Genomic DNA, 17,447 nt, shown 5'->3' on the forward strand with positions numbered 1-17,447 from the left:
GCAATACAACGGAGGTTATTCCGTTCTCTGTGGGCAGCCGTCGTCAACCTGGGGATAACTCCGTGGATTTGATCAACATCTCTGTGCATAACGCTGTGTACAGCGCGCGGATCGAGAAATGCAACCACGCTCTGACCTGCACCTTCCTTGAGGTCGGGCAGTGGATATGAATGATCGTCAAGATCTGTGCATAACTTGCCGATCAAGGTTGGCCACATGGCCGGATGAATCCCTCGGAGCAGCTGGACGCGCCTCCGTCCACCAGGTCGACCCGGCTCGGCGCGGAGATATCCCAACTGGAGCACTCGACACGCGCCACCCGCACACCAACACACACCTCGCGCGACCCAGGCGGCTCACCGCCCAGCCGAGCCGGTGTCCAGGTCCGTCCTCTGCCCCTGCCGGCTCTTCCGTCCGGCGAAATAGGGGCGAGCGAGTCGGTAGTCCACCGCGCTGGACCGGCCGACCTGGACGACCGGCGGGAAGGTCTCGTCAGACCTCGCGAGTTGAGAGATCCGCTGGTGGGAGATCTTCTCCACTACTCCGTCGCTGACCAAGCGCCGGGCCAGCTCCCTGAACGACAGCATTTCGGGCCCTCCCTCTGCTTCGACCACAGGGCACCACTCTCTCTGACTTCATTGCCATATGGCAAGGAAGTCGCTACGGTCGTACTCGCACCAATGGAACGGCCCCGGTCAGCGCTAGTGACGCCGACCGGGGCCAGCCATCCCCTGCTTTCTCAGGAGGACAGCCATGCGCGATCGTAACCGCGCCGCCGCCGAGTACGTCTCGGGCCCCGACATGGACACCGTGCTCGACCAGGCCCGCACCGCCCTGGACACCCCGACCCGCGAGCTCCTCGCCCACATCGGGACCGCCCTGCGCACGATCCACCCCACCCTCGCCATGCGCGAGGTCACCCGACTCGCCTACGCCGGACGCACCGCCGGCGACGCCCACGGCCTCGGCACCCCGCGCGCCGCCGCCGCCCTGCGGCTGCTGCTGCGCCACATGCCGCGCGTCGACTCGCCCGTCCCGCCCTCGCCGATCACCCGCGCCGAGTACGGGATGCGCCTCCTGCAGACGGCCGGCCCCGCCGCCGCCCAGTACGCCACCGCGCTCTTCCGCCGGGCCGCCGCCGCGGAGCTCGCCGAGGCCCAGCGCCGGGCCCAGGCGGAGCGCGTCGCCGAGCTCCACCGCCTGGCCGACGCCGACTACGCCGCGGCACGCCCCGCCCGCGAGCGGTTCGCCCACGCCGCCCTCGCGCACGCCACCGACGCGCCTGGCGCCCGGGTGCTCACCGCCCGCACCTCCTGGGAGGCCTGACCGTGCGCGCTCTCTACCTCCTGACCATGACGGTGTTCCCGGTCGTCATCGTCGTCATCCTCGTCACCCGCTGACCGACCCCGTACGGCCAGGCCCCGCGCACCGTCGTGGGGCCCGGCCGCCGTTTCCCGCTCCCGGAGGAGCAGCGTGACCACCGAACCCGTTGCCGCGCAGCAACAGTTGCCCGGCGTGAAGTACCGCCCCGAGGCCCGCACCCGCCTCGTCCCGCACACCCTGAACGGGCGCACCAGGATGGTGAAGGAGGCCTACGTCGTTCAGGTGCCGGTCCCGCCGAGGGACTGGGACCACATCGTCACCACCGGTGCCCTCGCGGCCTCCCTCGTCCTCCTGGCCGTCGCCCTGGTGTGGTCGACCGCGAGCATCGGCGACTACCTCGCCCGTGCCATCACCGCGCCGATCGCCTACCTGTGCGCCAGCGCGTGCGCCCTCGGCTGGATGATCTGCATGGCCCTGGAGTGGCTCGCCCGCTACGACGCCGCCCGCGCGGCCGGCCCCCGCGCCGCCGGGACGGTTTTCCTGCTCCTCGACATGGCGGCCGTCGCCGCCCACGGCTGGACCGAGGACTCCCTGTACGTCGGTCTCGCCGGGGCCGCCGTCTCCGCCGTCGCGAAGAAGATGTTCAGCGTCGTGATGGAGCACCAAGCCCGGCCGCTTCCCGACCGCACCCGGGCCTGGCTCCTCGAAGAGGAGGCGGAGATCAGCGCCGCCCTCGCCCTCTCCGCCCGGACCCGCCACCTCGCCCGCATCCAGGCCCAGGCCACCGCCTACGCCCCCGCCCTCCCGCCCGCGGACACCACCCAGGACACCGACCTGGACACGCCAGGACAGCTGTCCCCGACTGTCCGGTCCGCTGTCCGGGCGATCCGATCCACCGTCCCGGACCTGTCCCCCGACGACGTTCTGGAGCACCTCGACACCCTCGGCCTGGACTACGACGAAGACGTTGTCCGCGTTGTCCTGGACAACCAGGACAACCCCCAGGACAGGCGAGACACCAGGTCAACGGGCCCTCTGCCGTCCATCGCCCCGCCCGGACAGACCGTCACGGACAGCATCAGGACAGCCCTGTCCTCCGGTGTCCAGGACAAGGACAGCGTCCTGTCCTACGTCAAGAGACTCCACCCGACCGCAGCGGACCCGTCCATCGTCCGGATCCTCAACCGCGAGCTGGAGAAGACCGGATGAGCCACCGCCCAATCACCCCGACCCGCATCATCCCGGCCGGCGCCCCGCTCCCCGACCGGGGCCCGCTCCCCGGCGAGCTCCCCCCGTGGTGGCGCACCCCGGCACCGGCCGCCGCCGCACCGCCGGTCCCGCCCCCGCCGCCGATCACCACCGCGCCCCCGCCCGCCCCGGCCCCGGCGCCGCTCCCGCCGCAGGTGCACGTCCACGTCGTCCTGCCGTACGAGCCCGAGCCCGAGCCGACCCGCCGCCAGCGCCTCTGGGCGTGGGTACGCACCCTCGGCAAGCCCTGGCAGCTCGGCGGCGCCATCGCGCTGACCGTCCTCCCAATCCCCGGCGTCGGGTACAGCGTCGCCACCATCTGGGCGTACGGCGTCTCCGAGACCCGCGCCGAGTGGGGGCAGGGCGCCGGATACGCCCTCGCACTCACCCCGCTCACCGTCGCCGTCATCCGCATCACCACAGGCGGCGGGACCCTCCGCCGCCTGCTGCTCCTGGCCGTCTCACTCGTCGGCCTCACCGGAGCCATCCACCTCTACGACCCCATCACCTGGATCACCGGAGTACGCCCGTGAACACCGCTCTCAGCCTCGCCGGAGTCGCCGCCGGCCTCGCCATCATGTGGGCGAACTTCCGCCCCTGGTGGAAGGGCAACCGCGACCCCAAAGCCCTACTTCCGTACGGCGCCGGGTGGCTCCTCGGAGCCCTCGCCACCATCTGTGTCGGCGGCGCACTCGGCTGGGGCGCAGCCGGAATCGCCGGCCTCCTGTCCAAGGGCAGCAACACCGCAGTCGGCAGCGTCGTCGGCACCGAAGCGGCCTCCCTCTCCACAGGCCGCATGGGCACCCTCACTCCCGAGGGCGGAATCGTCGTCGCCCTGGTCCTCGTCGCGGTCGTCCTCCTGCACCGGGCGTCCGGAAAACTGGACCGCCGCCGCATCCTGGGCGGCATCATCACCGGCGCGCTGCTGGCATTCCTGCCCGGCGTCGCCGCCCAGCTCGGATTCCTGCCCGAGACCGCCAACATGATCGGCGCGTGGGGCGCGGACCTCGCCAGCCAGGGCAGCGCATGAACCGCGCCACGGTCGGCTGGACCATCCGAACGACCACCCGCCAGGGCGCCGCCGCCTACCTCCGCATCTCCCGCCGTTCCGCGCACCAACTCGCCGCCGGATCCAGCCTTCTCGCGCACCGCATCACTGACCGGGCCACCGCCTGGGTCCGCGCCGGCCGCCGCGACGACCTCACCGGCCTGCCCGCGGTCCTCGGCTGCGCCCTGCGCCTGGTGCTCCTCGCCGCCGGGACGTACGGCCTGTGGCGACTCGTCCGGCAGTGGCCCGCACTCCTCTGGCTGATCGTGCCCGTGTGGTGCTGGCGGGCCCTCCGGGCGACCCCCGACGACGCGGTCCCCGAGACGGCTCCCGAGGCACCCGGACCGGACCCCCGCGACGCCGTCCTCCGGCTGCTGTATGAGGCCCTCGGCGACCGCCCCTCGATGTACCTCTCCGACCTCCTCCAGCACCTCCAGAAGGAGGGCCACGGGAAGGGCTGGACAGTGGCCACCCTGCGGGCCCGTCTGGAGGCCCTCGGTATCCCCGTGGAGATGCGGCTCAAGACCGGCGGTAGGGGCGCCAGCAGGGGGGTCGTCAGGGCTCAGCTCCCGCCCCTCTCCCAGCCCGACCCCGCAGGCCTGTCTCCCGCCCCGTCTACCGCCGCCTGACCTGCACGTCTACCTGCTGATCTACCGCCATCTACCGAGGGCTCTACCGCCGATCTACCCCGCTCGGTGCCCTGACGCCTGCCCGGCCCGACCGGGTGGTGAGGGGAGCCGGACAGCCCGGCACCACCGCCCATCAGACCATCAACGCGCTCAGCGTTGAGACGAGAGGATGACCCCATGAGCGAGCGAGTGAACGTACGAGTGCTGCTGTTGTTCGGCGACCAGGCGGAGGTGGTGGCGGATGCTCCGGATGCGGATGTGCCGGCCCGGTACTCGGCGGCCGAGGTCGCGGCGGCGGCCGGGGTAGCGGTGTCGGAGCTTCCCGGGATGCGGCTGTCGGCGGTGGTGGGGGCTGATGGCCACCTGACCGGGTGGCGGCAGCGCTGATCTGACGGTTCGGCAGGGCCCCACTTCGTTCGCGGGTTGGGGCCCTTATCGCCATCCATAGCGTTGCCTTTCAATGGCGTTTATGCCATACTGGAGACACAAGGAAGGGGGCCGCGAACCCCCGACCTCCACCCAACCGAGAGGACCGACAATGTCGGATCACGAAGAGCAGATGACGGCGATGGTCGCCGAGCGGCTGACCAGCACCTACGGGGCCCTCGTCGCCGCGTGCGCCCTGCTCCCGATCCCGATCGCCCTGCCGACCGGCGTCGTGAGCAACCTGGAGATGGTCCCGGCGCTGCGCCGGATCGAGACGCTGGCGGAGGAGCAGCCGATGCCGGAGCTCCAGCAGTCGGAGCTGTACACGGCCGCGATGCTGTGGCTCGCAGCGGCGGACGTTTTCAGCCTGCTGGTTGAGGAGTACGTCGAGGCCCGTGCGGCGGGTGCGCTCGGCATCCTGCTGACCGTCCGGGAGGCAATCCACGAGCTCGGGACCTGGTTGCTGACCCAGGAGGACTGACCCACCGACGGAGGCTCCCGGCATCCAGCCGGGGGCCTCCCCCTTTCCGCTTACCGTTGCCTTTCAATGGTCAATATGCCATACTGGAGACACGGAGAAGGGGCCGCGAACCCCGACTCACCACCCAGAGAAAGGACCGACGATGTCGGACTTCGAAGAGATGGCGATGCGCAAGCTCAGCGCACACCTGTCCACCACCTACAGCAGCATCGCCACCGCGTGCGCGGCGCTGCCGATCCCGGTCATCATCCCGACCGGCGCCGTCTCCAATCTGGAGGCCGTCCCGGCGATGCGCCGGGTACTGGCACTCGCGGCCGACCAGCCGATGCCGGAGCTCCACCAGGCCGAGCTCTTCGGTGCTGCGGCCCACTGGCTCGGCGCCATGGACAGCTACAGCCTGCTGATCCGGGAGGAGTTTCACGAGGCCCGGACCTACTCGGCGGCTGCGAACCTCATCGCCGCTGATGGCGCGGTGATGGATCTCGCGGTCTGGCTGGCCGACAACTCCTGATCCAGGCACTGCGGCCCCCGGCATCCAGTCGGGGGCCGCAGGTCCCAAGCGTTGCCTTTTAATGGCGTTGATGTCATACTGGACTCACAAGGAAGGGGCCGCGAACCCCGACCACCACCCACCACGAAAGGACCGACAGTGTCGGACTTCGAAGACCAGACCCGGAATCACCTCTCCGGCGAGATCGCCCAGGCGTACCGCACCCTCGCCACCATCAGCGAGAACCTGCCGATCGGGATCACCCTCCCGGCCCCGGTCGGCACCGAGCTGGTCCTCACGGACGCTATCCCCGCTGTCCGCCGGGCCATGATCCTCATCGAGGAGCAGCCGCTCCCCGAGGCCCCGAAGGACCTCTACGTCAACGCCTGCTGCTACTGGCTCTCGGCAGTCGACGTCTTCACCATGCTGGTGGTGAACGGCTTCCACTCCGCCCGAGCGCTCAGCATCGCCCGGGTCCTGGAAGACGGCGACACCGCACGGCGCGAGCTGAGCACCTGGCTCACAGACCGGTGGCTCGAAGAGAACGACCAGTAGCCCCACCACCCACCACCGTCGCCCCCGGCAGCCAGCCGGGGGCGGCCCCACACCCCCAGACAGCACAAAGACCGGCAGGCCCGAGCCGAAGCCCAGACACCCTCGCGGATGCTCGCGAAAACCTGCCGGTCCCACCCAGCCAGAAAGGCCGGACCACCATGGTAGCCAACCCGCCCGCCGACGGAGAGACCCTCGCGGAGATCGCCGCCCGCTACGGCCGCGCCTACAACACCCTCTCCGCCCAGTGGTCCCGCCACCCCGCCTGGCCCGACCCCATCGGCAAGCGCGGCCGCGCGTACGTCTACGACCCCGCGCAGGTCGACGCCGTCGTCCGCGAGCACTTCGTCCGCGAGGACACCACCTTCGAGGCACGCCGCCTCTACACCACCGCCGAGATCGCCGAGCGGACCGGCATCAGCACCGGCACCATTCGGGCGGACGTCTCCAAGGGCCGCTGGCCGGCACCCGACACCACCGAAGGCCGAGCCAACCTGTGGTCCGGCGCCACCATCAACACCGCCCTCGCCGGACGACGCAGCTACCGCAAGAGCCCCGAGAGTTCGTGAGCAAAACCAAACCATGCGTCGGGTCTGGTTTGTGTGGCATGCTCGGCTACGCTGGCGGAGGTATGCAGCACGACATACCGCAGTACAACGAGAAAGCCCCGCTCCGGCCAGAGCAGGGCTTCCCGTCGCAGTTCACGAGCCCGGTCGCCTATCATCAGACCGGGCTCGCTGCGTTGTGCAGCTCCCGATCCCGACCGTTCTCATGGGTGGATCACTCAGCCGCGCTGAGTGAACTGCCCCACCAGGGCGATGATCGCCACCAGAATGCCCACCGCAGATAACCAGACCTGCGCCCTTTCAGCGCTCGTCCACTTCCTGCGAGGCTTCTCCAGCTCGGAACTCAACCCCGGCCTCCCATTCATCCAACCAGCACCCGAGGTGCTGGACCGGCACCCTTGCGGCACCGGAACCTACGAACACCAGCCTTTGAAAGTGGAGTTCAGGGGATTCCTGCGAGACACGTGGCAGTCTACGCGGTACGCGTAGGCCGGCGGGGGCGCTAAGGGTCAGCTCACGGGTTCAGGGCTCTCCTGACGGCATCCTCTCCCTAGATTTAGGGATCAGCTCCACCGTTCGGTCACGCCTTCGGCCTCAGAGAGAGCGAACTACGCGTGCACACACTGCGCGACTTCCGCGTTCTGCTTGCGATTTGGTGGCCAATGCTGCATTCTGTCCCCAAGTCCGGCGTGCCCGGACGCTGAGGCCCGCTCACGATGCGGGCCTTCTGCATTCCCAGACAGGGCACCCCGCCGAGCAGGATGATGGCCCCTCAGTACGTCATCCCAGGGGGGACCATGAACACCCGCACCACCACCACGGCCGCCGTCACCGGCGCGCTGCTCTTGCTCACGCTCGTCGGCTGCACCGACACCCCGAGCAAGAGCGTGCCCGCCGCAAAGGCTCCGGCGAGCAGCCAGCCCGCCGCCGGCCTCACCGCGAAGACAGCCGCGGCCGGCCTCGCGGACGCGACCGGCGTCACGACGCTCGGCGACCCGCAGGACAACACCGGCGGCTGCTCCAACAAGGCCGCCGGGCAGGAGCCGAACGCCAACGACTGCGCCCAGCTCATGACCACCGACACCGTCAGCATCTACGAGTTCAAGTCGGCGGCGGTCGCCGCGACCTGGACCGCGAAGATGTCCAATGTGGAGGGAACCGATTGGCGGCAGGTCGACCGGTTCGCCCTGTCGTGGGGTGCGCGGGACCAGGCGCTCACCTCCGACGAGCGGCGCGGCGAGCTGGTGAAGGCGCTCGGGGACCTGGTGGCGAGGGACAAGTAGGCCCCGACCCGGCGGCGCCCGCGCGCGGCTGGGCCGACGTACGCGCGCGGGGGTGACTGATGGCCAAGGCCCGGCCGGTTACCGACGCCGAGCGCATCCGCATCCGCGAGCTCCATGCGGAGGGCAAGGGCCGCAACGTCATCGCGAAGGAGCTCGGGCGGTCCGGCCGGACGATCAGCGAGGAGGCCGGGAAACTCGGCCTGTCCTTCGCGGCCCGAGCCGGGCAGGTCGCCGCCGCCACCGAGGTACGGCAGGCTGACCTCGCGGACCGCCGGGCTCAACTCGCCGAGCTGCTCCAGGACGACGCCGAGCGCATGCGCGCGCAAATGTGGCAGCCCACCACGGTCTGGTCGTTCGGCGGCAAGGACAACACCTACGAGGACCACGTGTTCCCCGAGGCCCCAGCCGACGTGAAGCGCACCCTCATGGCCGCCACCGCTACCGCCATCGACCGATCCCTGAAGCTCGTCCCGCCGAAGGACGAGTCCGGTGTCGAGGAGGGCCTGGCCCTCATCACCCAGCTGATGTCCGGACTGGCGGCGGTCTACAAGGCCCAGCAGCAGGACCAGGAGGCCGGCGAGGGGGCGTGATGCTCCGCAACGTCGCCCTGCCCCTGTCTCGCAAGCAGATCGCCTCGATCGTCGAGTGCACCGCGCGGATCAACATCTGGCACGGAGCGATCCGTTCGGGGAAAACGATCGCGTCGTTGATCGCGCTTCTCGCCGCCGTCGCCGGGGCCCCACGCGCCGGCCTCATCCTGATCACTGGCCGCACGCTCGACACGATCGGCCGCAACATCATGGAGCCGCTCGTCGACCCCGGCCTGTTTGGTGAGCTGTCCAAGCTGATCATCTGGACCCCGGGCGCGAAGACCGCGGTCATCCTCGGCCGTACGGTCCACCTGATCGGCGCGAACGACAGGCGCAGCGAGGCCAAGATCCGCGGCGCGACGGTCTCCCTCGTCTACTGCGATGAGGTGTCGCTGCTTCCGAAGGACTTCTTCCGCCAGCTTCTCGGCCGACTGTCCGTCAAAGGCGCCAAGCTCATGGGGACGACCAACCCGGACAACCCCGGGCATTGGCTGAAGAAGGAGTACCTCGACCGTGCCGGCGAACTGAACCTTCGATCTTGGCACTTCAACCTCGACGACAACCCGTCGCTGGATGCGGACTACGTCGCGTCGCTGAAGAAGGAGTACGTCGGCCTCTGGTACCGGCGCTTCATCCTCGGCGCGTGGGTGCAGTCCGAGGGCGCTGTCTACGAGATGTTCGACCCGACCCGGCACGTGGTGAAGGAGCTGCCGCGGATCGACCGGTGGCTCGCGGACGGCATCGACTACGGCACCGTGAACCCCTTCGCTGACGTCCTCGTCGGGCTCGGCGCGGACCGGCGGCTGTACGTGGTCAGCGAGTACCGGCACGACTCTCGGCTCCAACGCCGGCAGATGACCGACGCCGAGTACAGCCGCGCCCGCCGTACGTGGCTCGCGGGCGTTCCACACCCACACTCGACCGCCGTCGGGGTCACCCCGGAGTGGACGGTGGTCGACCCGTCTGCGTCCAGCTTCATCGAGCAGCTGCACCGCGACGGCGTCACCGGCGTGACCCATGCCGACAACGCCGTCCTCGACGGCATCCGCACCGTGAGCAGCCTCCTTGGCACCGGCGACCTCCTCATCCACGAGTCCGCCACCGGACTCATCGAGGAGCTCCCCGGCTACTCGTGGGACGACACCGCTGCGGAGGCGGGTGAGGACAAGCCGATCAAGGAGAACGACCACTCGGTCGACGCGCTGCGCTACGGCGTCCGTACGACCGAGGCCCTGTGGCGCCCGTATATCCCGACTCGCCTGGAGGTGGCCGCGTGACCGCGTCGCTGAACCTGCCCGTCTACCTGCGGGTGGGCTCCACCCCCGAGGTCCGCCTCGGCGACTTCACCGTGGACCTCGACGGCGAGGGGACGCTCAAGTACGGACGGGCCGAGCTCGCCCAGCTGCTCCGCGCCGCTGCCGACGAGGTCGAGAACCCCAGCCCGGACCAAGGGGGCGACGATGCCGCTGCCCACGGGTAACGTCCCCTGGCCCCCGCCGAAGCTCAGCCCGGCCCTCACCGCGATGAACACCTGGGACACGTGGTGGGCGGGCGACCCCGACCGCTTGGAGTCCCTCTACGGCGGCGGCACGGGGGGCGGAGCTCCCGACCCGAAGGGCCTCCAGTTCGCCGGCGGAGCAATCGGCCGGCTCGCCCGGTGGTGGTGGGGCACCCCGACCGCGCAGGGCGAGCGCCGTACGAAGATTCACGTTCCGATCGCTGGCGACATCTGCGCGGGATCGGCTGACTTGCTGTTCAGCGAGCCGCCGAAGTTCACCCTGGAGAACGCCGCGAGCCAGGAGCGACTGGACCAGCTGGCCGACGATGGGATGCTCGCTACCCTCCAGACGGCGGCCGAGGTAGGCGCCGCGCTCGGTGGCGTCTACCTGCGACCGGTGTACGACAAGCAGCTGGCGGATCAGGCGTGGCTCGACGCCGTGCACGCGGACAGCGCTATCCCGGAGTTCCGCTGGGGCCGCCTCGCCGCCGTGACGTTCTGGAAGGTCGTTCAGGAGCAGGACGGGCAGGTCTGGCGGCACCTGGAGCGCCACGAGCCCAAGGGCATTCAGCACGGTCTCTACCAGGGCACGACGGGCAGGCTCGGCCGTCCAGTACCGCTGGAAGACAGCGAAGCGACCCGCGGCTTCGCGGCCTCCGTGAACGCCGAGGGGTTCATCAAGACAGGCTTCGACGGCCTCGACGTCTCGTACATCCCGAACCAGGCCAGCCGCCGATGGCGGAAGGACCCGTACCTGAAGGACCTCGGGCGCAGCGACCTCGACGGCGTCGAGTCGCTGATGGACCAGCTCGACGAGACGTACGCGAGCTGGATGCGGGACATCCGCATCGGCAAGGGGCGTCTCGTCGTCCCGGACTCCTACCTCCAGTCCAACGGGCCCGGCCGGGGCGCGGGCTGGAACCCGGACCAAGAGGCGTTCGCCGGGGTCAACGCGCTCGCGCGCGGCGACACCATGGCGCTCACCGTCTCCCAGTTCGCGATCCGCGTCCAGGAGCACCGGGACACGTCCGAGGACCTGACCAACCAGATCCTCCGGTCCGCCGGCTACTCGGCCCAGACCTTCGGGATCGGCGCGGACGTCGCGGTCACAGCCACCGAGGTCGTGTCCAAGGAACGCCGCTCCATGACGACCCGCGGCAAGAAGATCCTCCGCACCCGCCCGGGACTCGCCAACGCGTTGCACGCGCTGCTCGCCGTCGACCAGTACGTGTTCGGCACGAGGGGCGAGCCGCAGCGGCCGAACATCGAGTTCCAGGACAGCGTCCAGGAGGACCCACTCGCCCTCGCCAACACCGCCGAGGTGCTGCGCCGGGCGAACGCGGCCTCGACCGACACCCTCGTCCGCATGGCCCACCCCGAGTGGGACAAGGCGATGGTGGACGCTGAGGTGCAGCGCATCCACCAGGAGAGCGGCATGGCCGTCCCGGACCCGATGCAGTCCGGCGCCCTGCCGTAGAGGAGGCCCCGTGCCCGTCTCTCCTGAGCTCGCCGAGAACCTGGCGGCCGCAGTCGCCGACCTGTACGAGGCTGCGCAGGGCACGATCATCGAGCGCATCCGCGACGCCCTGGCCGAAGGTATCGACTCCCCTCTGTGGCTGGAGCTCAAGGCCGCCTCGATCGGCGACCTCCAGACCGCGATCCAGGCGGTCATCGACGCGCTCCAGCTGGACGCGTCCGGCGCGGTGCAGCACGCGGTCGCGGAGGCGTACGAGCGGGGGCAGCAGGCTGCTGTCGCCGAACTCGGGGCGCTCGGCGTGGGCCAGGCCATGGCCGCCGCCGCAGTCGTACCGGCGGCTTCCGCAGTCGACCGGCTCGCGAACGCGCTGATCGCGGACACCGGCCCGGTCTACCTGCGCATCCTCCGCCAGACCATGGACGTCTACCGCGAGGTGATCGCCCACGCTTCGTCCGCCCCTCTGCTTGGCGCGCAGACCCGCCGCCAGGCTGCGCAGACCGCCCTTGACCGGTTCACCGCGCGCGGGGTGAGCGGCTTCATTGACCGGGCCGGCCGCTCGTGGGACATGCGCTCGTACGTCGAGATGGCCACCCGCAGCGTCGTCGGCCGAGCCGCGGTCGACGCGCACACCGACCGTCTCGGGGCCGCGGGCATCGAGCTGGTGATGGTGTCTGAAGCCCTCGAGGAGTGTCCGCTGTGTCGCCGCTGGGAGGGGAAGATTCTCGCCCGCGACGGAGCCTCCGGAGAACGCGACGTCGAGATGGAGCACGCGACGGAGGACGACAAGATGGTGACCGTGCCGGTCGCCGGCTCCCTCGCGGAGGCGCGCGCGACCGGGCTGTTCCACCCGAACTGCCGTCACGACGTACGGATCTACCTGCCGGGGCTCACAAAGTCTCGGCCGAAGCCTCCAGCGCGAGGGACGTACGAGGACACCCAGCGCCAGCGGTACTTCGAGCGGCAGATCCGGATGTGGAAACGGAAGGCGGCCGGTGCAATGGATGAGCAAACGGCCGCCGCCGCGCGCGCGAGAGTCCGCGACTACCAGGGACGCATCCGCGACTTGGTCGCCGAAACCGGACTACCGCGCAAGCGCCACCGCGAACAGCTCGCGGCGGCCCGCTAGGAACCCTGCAGGAGAATTCCGTTGGGCACGAGGTCGGCCTGTCGCAGGTTCGCGGCGATCTCCCGTACGCCCTTGATGAACCCCTCCGTTTGCTCAGGGGTGCGATGGCCTACGTCGTTGCGCTCCATGTTCTCGACCCAATCGTCAATCCAGTGGGCGATTTCCAGGTGGTTGCGGTAGATCGCGCCGTGCTCCCCGGCGAGGGTGTGCTCCGCACGCCCTTCGTCCCAGTGGGCAAGCCGTTCCTTGTCGAAGTTGAGCAACTGCTCATCACTTATTGCCATGGGGCACGGTAACTCCGGTGCATGGCATATGTCTTCCGGCCGCCGGGTGCGGCCGGGTCGCAGTACGGCCCCGCCGGGTGCGGGGCTTCCTCTACACGCACCAGGAGTGCACGATGCAGCAGAAGTCCCTCGCCCGGCACGGTGGTGCCGGATGGGCACACCCCTACGCCACTGGCCCGTTCGACGCGTGGCTGTACGCCGACGGCGGGGACGGAGACGACTCCGGTTCCGACAGCGACGACACCGGGGATGACGGCGACGACGCGGACGACCAGGGCGACGACACCGGCGGGACCGGCGACGACGGCCAGGACGACGACGCGGCGAAGGGCGAGAAGCCGAAGCCGAAGGCCCCGGCCGCGAAGAAGCCAGCCAGTGGCGACGAGGCCCCCGAGGCCACGATCGCGCGGCTCCAGAAGGAGCTGAAGGCGGCCAACGGCGAGTCGGCAAAGGCCCGTACGACGGCGAAGAAGGCGGCGGCCGACGAGGCCCGCACGGAGATCGTGCAGGAGCTCGGCAAGGCCCTCGGCCTGATCAAGGACGAGAAGGGCACCCCGCCGGACCCGGCTGCCCTGACGGCCCGGATCGAGCAGGCCACCGCCGCGCACCGCGAGACCGCGGTCGAGCTGGCGGTGTACCGGGGTGCGGGCAAGTACGGCGCCGACCCGGACGCCCTCACCGACAGCCGGGCGTTCCTCAACTCGATCAAGGGGTTGGACCCCAGCGACGACGGCTTCGGCAAGGCCGTGAACGCGGCTATCAAGAAGGCCGTCGAGGACAACCCCAAGCTCAAGACCGGCAGTCAGACGCCCGACCGGGCGGCCGGCGACTTCAACGGCGGCACCGGAGACAGCTCCGGCACCGACCCCACCGACATCGACGAGATCCGGAAGGCGCGACGCAAGCGCCGTACCGGCTGAGAAGGGAATCACCCCCATGGCCAACCAGTTCCTGACCGCGCAGGTCATCGCGCGCCAGGCCCTCGCCAACCTCTACGAGACCACCGTCATGGCGAGCCTCGTGCACCGCGACTACGAGCCGGAGTTCGCGCGCAAGCAGGGCGACGCGATCACCATCCGGAAGCCGGCCGTCTTCGAGGCGCACGAGTACAACCGGGCGCAGGGCATCATCGTCCAGGAGGCGACGGAGACCAGCGTCAACATGACGCTGAACCACTTCGCCGATGTCTCCTTCGCGGTCACGTCTGAGGACATGACGCTGAAGATCGAGGACTTCGACGAGCAGCTCCTCACCCCGGCCATGGAGGCGATCTCCCAGAAAATCGACAACGACCTGCTCCTCCTGCGCGACGACATCGTCCAGGAGGTAGGCGGGGTCGCCGAGAACACCGCGGGCGAGGACTACAACTACCCGGGCGGCCTCTACCCGTACAGCGACTCCCGCGTGCTGGTCCAGGCCGGGGCGGTCCTGACCCGGAAGAACGTGCCACTCTCCCAGCGCAGCGTCGTCGTCGGCCCGACCACGCAGGCCCGCTGGGTCGCCGAGAGAGCGTGGCGGAACGCGGATAAGCGCGGGTCCACGGAGGGCCTGCTGGAGGCGTCGATGGGCGGCCGGGTGTCCGGCTTCGACCCGTACATGACGCAGAACGTCGGGCAGCCTGCCGGGTCCCCGGCGCCGGGCCAGCCGACCACCGAGGTCAACCTCGCGTTCCACCGGACCGCGTTCGCCCTCGCGTTCCGTCCGCTGGAGCTCCCGAAGGGCGCGCAGAACGCCGCGATCCAGAACTACAAGGGCTTCGCCCTCCGCGTGATCTACGGCTACGACCAGGACAAGAAGCAGGACGTGGTCTCGATCGACACCCTGTACGGCGCCAAGACCCTCGACGCGAACCGCGCCGTCCTCATCAAGGGTGCCGACGCCGCCTGATCTCCGGCGCCTTGCGCGCCACCGACCCAGCAGGGCCCACCCGTTGTGGGCCCTTTCGCATTCCCAGGAAGGGATTCCACATGGGCTACAAGGTCCACAGCGTGGACGGTCGCTCGGGCGAGGTCGATACCTCGGCGGCCCGCACGTACAGCAAGGAGCTCCGCGTCGCCGCGTCGGCGGCCGGCACCTACCAGCTGTTCAAGGTCCCGGCGGGTGCCACGATCCTCGCGGTCCGGGCGTACCGGACCGGCGGGACGTCCGGCACCGTCCAGGTCAAGAAGGGCAGCAGCGACGTTCTCACGTCGCCGCTGGCCACCACGACGGACGCGTGGGCGGGCAGCACCACCGTGCAGAACGCCACCTGCGCGGCCGGTGACAACCTGTCCGTCGTCCTCGGCACCCCCGCCGGTACCCCGACCGAGACCCTGGTCCAGGTCGACCTGCGAACGGCGGTCCCGGCGTGACGACCTACTTCAACAAGCGCACCGGCGACCGGGTCGAGCTCGACGGTCGGTCCGCCCGGCTCGACGGGCTGGAGAACTGGACGCGGCTGGACGGCGACGAGCCGAACCCGCCGGTGGCCAACGACGGCATCCTGTCCCGGCCGTCCCTCGCGGGCCCGCAGGCCGCTCGGGGGCCGGGACAGGTGCTGGTGGAGACCACACCCCCGGCGCCCGCCGACGTGCCGACGCAGGACACTCCGCCGGTCGAGCTGACCCCCGTCGACCAGGCCCCGGTGGGCCAGCCCAGCCCGCCGGCCAGGAACGCCAGCCGCGCCGACTGGCAGGCGTACGCCCGCACGCGCGCCCAGGACTCCGACGAGGAGAACACGATCGACGGCCTCACCCGCGACGAGCTGGTGGCCCGCTACGGAGGCGATAGCTGATGCCGCTCGCCTCCACACTGGCCATCATGGCCAGCGCTACGCAGACCAGCGCACTCGACTTCGGGACGGCCACCGCGCCGGCCTCCGTCAGCCGGTCCGTGACCCTCGGGTCCGGCACCGGCGCGGGCAAGGCGGACCGGATCTTCCACGACCGGCGCCTGCTCAACGCATCCGGCACCGAGGACCTCGACCTCGCGGGCGCCTTGGTCGACGCCTTCGGCGCCACGATCACTTTCGCCCGGATCAAGGGACTGGTGGTCACCGCGGCGACGGCGAACACGAACAGCGTCGTGATCGGGGCGGCCTCGACGAACGCGTGGGCGACGCTGCTGAACGTGACGGGGACGATCACACTGCGGCCGGGTGCGGCGGTGGCGCTGATGGCCGGTGCGGCGGACGTTACGGCGTACGGCGTGACGGCGTCGACCGGCGACCTGCTGAAGATCGCCAACTCGGGCGCCGGGTCGTCTGTCTCGTACGACATCGTCATCATCGGCGCGTCCGCCTGACTGCCCCCTTCGGCGGGGAAGGCCCACGCGCGCCTTCCCCGCCGCCTCAGACCCTCCCCCTGGTGGCGGGACGGACGGCCGCTCTGCGCGGCTCGGTGGTGGACGCGGCGCCCGGCTGGTGACCGGGCGCCGCTACACCCCCTGACCCGGACGGAGAGCCCATGCCCGTAGCAGGCACCCAGACCACCGCGTCCCTCGCGGTTCCCATTCACGACGGCACCACGGCCGTCTCGCTCATCGTGACCAGCCCTTCGGGGTCGGTATCCACACCCGCACCCACAGCTGTGGACGGCGGGGCCACTTGGACCGCACCGGTGACGTACACGGTGGCCGGAGTGTGGGGGCTGTCCTGGACGGTGACCGGCACCGGCGCAACTCACGAGCACCAGCTCGTGTCCGTCGCGCCGCTCTCGGGCGCGCCCGGGGACGGCCGGGTGTACGCGACCACGACCGACCTCGCGGCCTACCTCGGCGCGGCCCCACCGGTGGAGGCCGGACGGCTCCTGGAGCGCGCGTCCGAACTTCTCGACGCCGACTTCCTGTTGACGGCGATCTACGACGTGGACTGCGCCGGACGGCCGACGCACCCGCTCGTCACGGCCGGGTTCCGCGACGCGGTTTGCGCCCAGGTCGAGTTCTGGGGCGAGGTCGGCGAGGAGACCGACATCTCCGGGCCCCTCCAGGGCGCGCAGATCGGCTCGGTGAACCTCCAGTTCGGCGCCGGCGCCAACCGCGCCAGCCCGTCCTACTACGCCCCGAAGCTCGTCCGGGCGCTTCGCACCATCCCCTCGGAGCACATCCAGTTCACGGTCCTGGCGAGCTGCTGATGGCCGCCATCCCGAAGCGCTTCCTCCGGCACCGCATCCTCGTCGAGCCGTACCGCGGCCGCTCCAGCACCGGGGATCTGTATGGGCCCGCAGTCGAGGTGCGGTGCCTCCTCGACGAGAAGACCCGGAACGTGCGTACTCCGGGCGGCGACGTCGTGGTGTCGTCGTCGACCGCCTACGCCTCCCCGGGCACGACCGCCCCGCCACGATCCCGCGTCACCCTGCCGGGCGGCCGGACGACCAAGGTCATCCAGGACGCACCTCGGGACAGCGGCGGCCTCGGAGCCCCCGACCACGTAGAGATCCAGCTCGAATAG

At 70.3% G+C, this 17,447-nt stretch carries 25 protein-coding genes; 23 read left to right on the top strand and 2 right to left on the bottom strand.

What is annotated here, in order from left to right:
* Window positions 1-356: 356 nt before the first annotated feature.
* On the bottom strand, window positions 357-587 hold the full coding sequence (locus PZB77_RS15390) for a hypothetical protein (RefSeq protein ID WP_275493168.1): 231 nt from the start codon (window positions 585-587) through the stop codon (window positions 357-359).
* A gap of 166 nt (window positions 588-753) precedes the next feature.
* On the opposite strand from PZB77_RS15390, the gene PZB77_RS15395 reads away from it, so the two are divergent.
* From PZB77_RS15395 to PZB77_RS15470, 16 genes are all read left to right on the top strand, one after another.
* Window positions 754-1,326, top strand: coding sequence for a hypothetical protein (locus PZB77_RS15395; RefSeq protein ID WP_275493169.1), 573 nt, complete (start codon window positions 754-756; stop codon window positions 1,324-1,326).
* A 147-nt stretch (window positions 1,327-1,473) separates the two neighbouring features.
* Window positions 1,474-2,532: a hypothetical protein gene (locus PZB77_RS15400; protein ID WP_275493170.1), complete on the top strand. Its 1,059-nt coding sequence runs from the start codon at window positions 1,474-1,476 to the stop codon at window positions 2,530-2,532.
* On the top strand, window positions 2,529-3,104 hold the full coding sequence (locus PZB77_RS15405) for a hypothetical protein (RefSeq protein ID WP_275493171.1): 576 nt from the start codon (window positions 2,529-2,531) through the stop codon (window positions 3,102-3,104). Before PZB77_RS15400 ends, PZB77_RS15405 begins: the two co-directional genes overlap by 4 nt.
* Window positions 3,101-3,601, top strand: coding sequence for a hypothetical protein (locus PZB77_RS15410; RefSeq protein WP_275493172.1), 501 nt, complete (start codon window positions 3,101-3,103; stop codon window positions 3,599-3,601). The genes PZB77_RS15405 and PZB77_RS15410 overlap by 4 nt, the downstream gene beginning before the upstream one ends.
* On the top strand, window positions 3,598-4,248 hold the full coding sequence (locus PZB77_RS15415; protein ID WP_275493173.1) for a hypothetical protein: 651 nt from the start codon (window positions 3,598-3,600) through the stop codon (window positions 4,246-4,248). The genes PZB77_RS15410 and PZB77_RS15415 overlap by 4 nt, the downstream gene beginning before the upstream one ends.
* Window positions 4,249-4,425: 177 nt before the next feature.
* Window positions 4,426-4,635 (top strand): hypothetical protein, encoded by a 210-nt coding sequence (locus tag PZB77_RS15420; protein WP_275493174.1) that lies wholly within the window; start codon window positions 4,426-4,428, stop codon window positions 4,633-4,635.
* Window positions 4,636-4,786: 151 nt separating this feature from the next.
* Entirely contained in the window at window positions 4,787-5,155 is a 369-nt protein-coding gene (locus PZB77_RS15425; RefSeq protein WP_275493175.1) for a hypothetical protein, read from the top strand.
* Window positions 5,156-5,297: 142 nt separating this feature from the next.
* A complete protein-coding gene (locus tag PZB77_RS15430) occupies window positions 5,298-5,666 on the top strand; it encodes a hypothetical protein (protein ID WP_275493176.1) in 369 nt (122 codons plus the stop codon).
* A gap of 138 nt (window positions 5,667-5,804) precedes the next feature.
* Window positions 5,805-6,200 carry a hypothetical protein gene (locus PZB77_RS15435; RefSeq protein ID WP_275493177.1) on the top strand — a complete coding sequence of 132 codons (396 nt, stop codon included), beginning with the start codon at window positions 5,805-5,807 and terminating at the stop codon, window positions 6,198-6,200.
* Window positions 6,201-6,358: 158 nt separating this feature from the next.
* Window positions 6,359-6,766 (top strand): hypothetical protein, encoded by a 408-nt coding sequence (locus PZB77_RS15440; protein ID WP_275493178.1) that lies wholly within the window; start codon window positions 6,359-6,361, stop codon window positions 6,764-6,766.
* Between the two features lie 794 nt (window positions 6,767-7,560).
* The gene (locus PZB77_RS15445; RefSeq protein ID WP_275493179.1) at window positions 7,561-8,046 is read left to right on the top strand and encodes a hypothetical protein; all 486 of its coding nucleotides are present in this window, start codon (window positions 7,561-7,563) and stop codon (window positions 8,044-8,046) included.
* 59 nt (window positions 8,047-8,105) lie between these two features.
* Window positions 8,106-8,636: a helix-turn-helix domain-containing protein gene (locus PZB77_RS15450; protein ID WP_275493180.1), complete on the top strand. Its 531-nt coding sequence runs from the start codon at window positions 8,106-8,108 to the stop codon at window positions 8,634-8,636.
* Window positions 8,636-9,913: a PBSX family phage terminase large subunit gene (locus tag PZB77_RS15455; protein WP_275493181.1), complete on the top strand. Its 1,278-nt coding sequence runs from the start codon at window positions 8,636-8,638 to the stop codon at window positions 9,911-9,913. The genes PZB77_RS15450 and PZB77_RS15455 overlap by 1 nt, the downstream gene beginning before the upstream one ends.
* Window positions 9,910-10,116, top strand: a complete 207-nt coding sequence (locus PZB77_RS15460; protein ID WP_275493182.1) for a hypothetical protein — start codon at window positions 9,910-9,912, stop codon at window positions 10,114-10,116. The genes PZB77_RS15455 and PZB77_RS15460 overlap by 4 nt, the downstream gene beginning before the upstream one ends.
* On the top strand, window positions 10,097-11,611 hold the full coding sequence (locus PZB77_RS15465; protein ID WP_275493183.1) for a phage portal protein: 1,515 nt from the start codon (window positions 10,097-10,099) through the stop codon (window positions 11,609-11,611). Before PZB77_RS15460 ends, PZB77_RS15465 begins: the two co-directional genes overlap by 20 nt.
* Before the next feature lie 10 nt (window positions 11,612-11,621).
* Window positions 11,622-12,737 (top strand): phage minor capsid protein, encoded by a 1,116-nt coding sequence (locus PZB77_RS15470; protein ID WP_275493184.1) that lies wholly within the window; start codon window positions 11,622-11,624, stop codon window positions 12,735-12,737.
* Here the strand turns inward: PZB77_RS15470 and PZB77_RS15475 are convergent.
* Window positions 12,734-13,021 carry a hypothetical protein gene (locus tag PZB77_RS15475; protein WP_275493185.1) on the bottom strand — a complete coding sequence of 96 codons (288 nt, stop codon included), beginning with the start codon at window positions 13,019-13,021 and terminating at the stop codon, window positions 12,734-12,736. The two genes, PZB77_RS15470 and PZB77_RS15475, sit on opposite strands and share 4 nt — an antisense overlap.
* 113 nt (window positions 13,022-13,134) lie before the next feature.
* On the opposite strand from PZB77_RS15475, the gene PZB77_RS15480 reads away from it, so the two are divergent.
* The 7 genes from PZB77_RS15480 (at window position 13,135) to PZB77_RS15510 (ending at window position 17,447) form a co-directional block, all read left to right on the top strand.
* Window positions 13,135-13,941, top strand: coding sequence for a hypothetical protein (locus PZB77_RS15480; protein ID WP_275493186.1), 807 nt, complete (start codon window positions 13,135-13,137; stop codon window positions 13,939-13,941).
* Between the two features lie 16 nt (window positions 13,942-13,957).
* Window positions 13,958-14,908, top strand: a complete 951-nt coding sequence (locus PZB77_RS15485) for a P22 phage major capsid protein family protein (protein ID WP_275493187.1) — start codon at window positions 13,958-13,960, stop codon at window positions 14,906-14,908.
* A gap of 80 nt (window positions 14,909-14,988) precedes the next feature.
* On the top strand, window positions 14,989-15,372 hold the full coding sequence (locus PZB77_RS15490) for a hypothetical protein (RefSeq protein ID WP_275493188.1): 384 nt from the start codon (window positions 14,989-14,991) through the stop codon (window positions 15,370-15,372).
* Window positions 15,369-15,794, top strand: a complete 426-nt coding sequence (locus tag PZB77_RS15495; RefSeq protein WP_275493189.1) for a hypothetical protein — start codon at window positions 15,369-15,371, stop codon at window positions 15,792-15,794. The genes PZB77_RS15490 and PZB77_RS15495 overlap by 4 nt, the downstream gene beginning before the upstream one ends.
* Window positions 15,795-15,820: 26 nt before the next feature.
* The gene (locus PZB77_RS15500) at window positions 15,821-16,303 is read left to right on the top strand and encodes a hypothetical protein (protein WP_275493190.1); all 483 of its coding nucleotides are present in this window, start codon (window positions 15,821-15,823) and stop codon (window positions 16,301-16,303) included.
* A 161-nt stretch (window positions 16,304-16,464) separates the two neighbouring features.
* Window positions 16,465-17,130, top strand: a complete 666-nt coding sequence (locus tag PZB77_RS15505) for a hypothetical protein (RefSeq protein WP_275493191.1) — start codon at window positions 16,465-16,467, stop codon at window positions 17,128-17,130.
* Window positions 17,130-17,447 (top strand): hypothetical protein, encoded by a 318-nt coding sequence (locus tag PZB77_RS15510; protein ID WP_275493192.1) that lies wholly within the window; start codon window positions 17,130-17,132, stop codon window positions 17,445-17,447. The genes PZB77_RS15505 and PZB77_RS15510 overlap by 1 nt, the downstream gene beginning before the upstream one ends.

The organism is Streptomyces sp. AM 2-1-1, from assembly GCF_029167645.1.
Classification (GTDB): domain Bacteria; phylum Actinomycetota; class Actinomycetes; order Streptomycetales; family Streptomycetaceae; genus Streptomyces.

Bases quoted from the DNA above. Each gene is read 5' to 3' on its own strand.
- PZB77_RS15390 (WP_275493168.1), bottom strand. From the start codon at position 587: ATGCTGTCGTTCAGGGAGCTGGCCCGGCGCTTGGTCAGCGACGGAGTA.
- PZB77_RS15475 (WP_275493185.1), bottom strand. From the start codon at position 13,021: ATGGCAATAAGTGATGAGCAGTTGCTCAACTTCGACAAGGAACGGCTT.
- PZB77_RS15465 (WP_275493183.1), top strand. From the start codon at position 10,097: ATGCCGCTGCCCACGGGTAACGTCCCCTGGCCCCCGCCGAAGCTCAGC.
- PZB77_RS15415 (WP_275493173.1), top strand. From the start codon at position 3,598: ATGAACCGCGCCACGGTCGGCTGGACCATCCGAACGACCACCCGCCAG.
- PZB77_RS15500 (WP_275493190.1), top strand. From the start codon at position 15,821: ATGGCCAGCGCTACGCAGACCAGCGCACTCGACTTCGGGACGGCCACC.
- PZB77_RS15450 (WP_275493180.1), top strand. From the start codon at position 8,106: ATGGCCAAGGCCCGGCCGGTTACCGACGCCGAGCGCATCCGCATCCGC.
- PZB77_RS15510 (WP_275493192.1), top strand. From the start codon at position 17,130: ATGGCCGCCATCCCGAAGCGCTTCCTCCGGCACCGCATCCTCGTCGAG.
- PZB77_RS15440 (WP_275493178.1), top strand. From the start codon at position 6,359: ATGGTAGCCAACCCGCCCGCCGACGGAGAGACCCTCGCGGAGATCGCC.
- PZB77_RS15490 (WP_275493188.1), top strand. From the start codon at position 14,989: ATGGGCTACAAGGTCCACAGCGTGGACGGTCGCTCGGGCGAGGTCGAT.
- PZB77_RS15455 (WP_275493181.1), top strand. From the start codon at position 8,636: ATGCTCCGCAACGTCGCCCTGCCCCTGTCTCGCAAGCAGATCGCCTCG.
- PZB77_RS15425 (WP_275493175.1), top strand. From the start codon at position 4,787: ATGTCGGATCACGAAGAGCAGATGACGGCGATGGTCGCCGAGCGGCTG.
- PZB77_RS15420 (WP_275493174.1), top strand. From the start codon at position 4,426: ATGAGCGAGCGAGTGAACGTACGAGTGCTGCTGTTGTTCGGCGACCAG.
- PZB77_RS15480 (WP_275493186.1), top strand. From the start codon at position 13,135: ATGCAGCAGAAGTCCCTCGCCCGGCACGGTGGTGCCGGATGGGCACAC.
- PZB77_RS15445 (WP_275493179.1), top strand. From the start codon at position 7,561: ATGAACACCCGCACCACCACCACGGCCGCCGTCACCGGCGCGCTGCTC.
- PZB77_RS15485 (WP_275493187.1), top strand. From the start codon at position 13,958: ATGGCCAACCAGTTCCTGACCGCGCAGGTCATCGCGCGCCAGGCCCTC.
- PZB77_RS15505 (WP_275493191.1), top strand. From the start codon at position 16,465: ATGCCCGTAGCAGGCACCCAGACCACCGCGTCCCTCGCGGTTCCCATT.
- PZB77_RS15405 (WP_275493171.1), top strand. From the start codon at position 2,529: ATGAGCCACCGCCCAATCACCCCGACCCGCATCATCCCGGCCGGCGCC.
- PZB77_RS15395 (WP_275493169.1), top strand. From the start codon at position 754: ATGCGCGATCGTAACCGCGCCGCCGCCGAGTACGTCTCGGGCCCCGAC.
- PZB77_RS15430 (WP_275493176.1), top strand. From the start codon at position 5,298: ATGTCGGACTTCGAAGAGATGGCGATGCGCAAGCTCAGCGCACACCTG.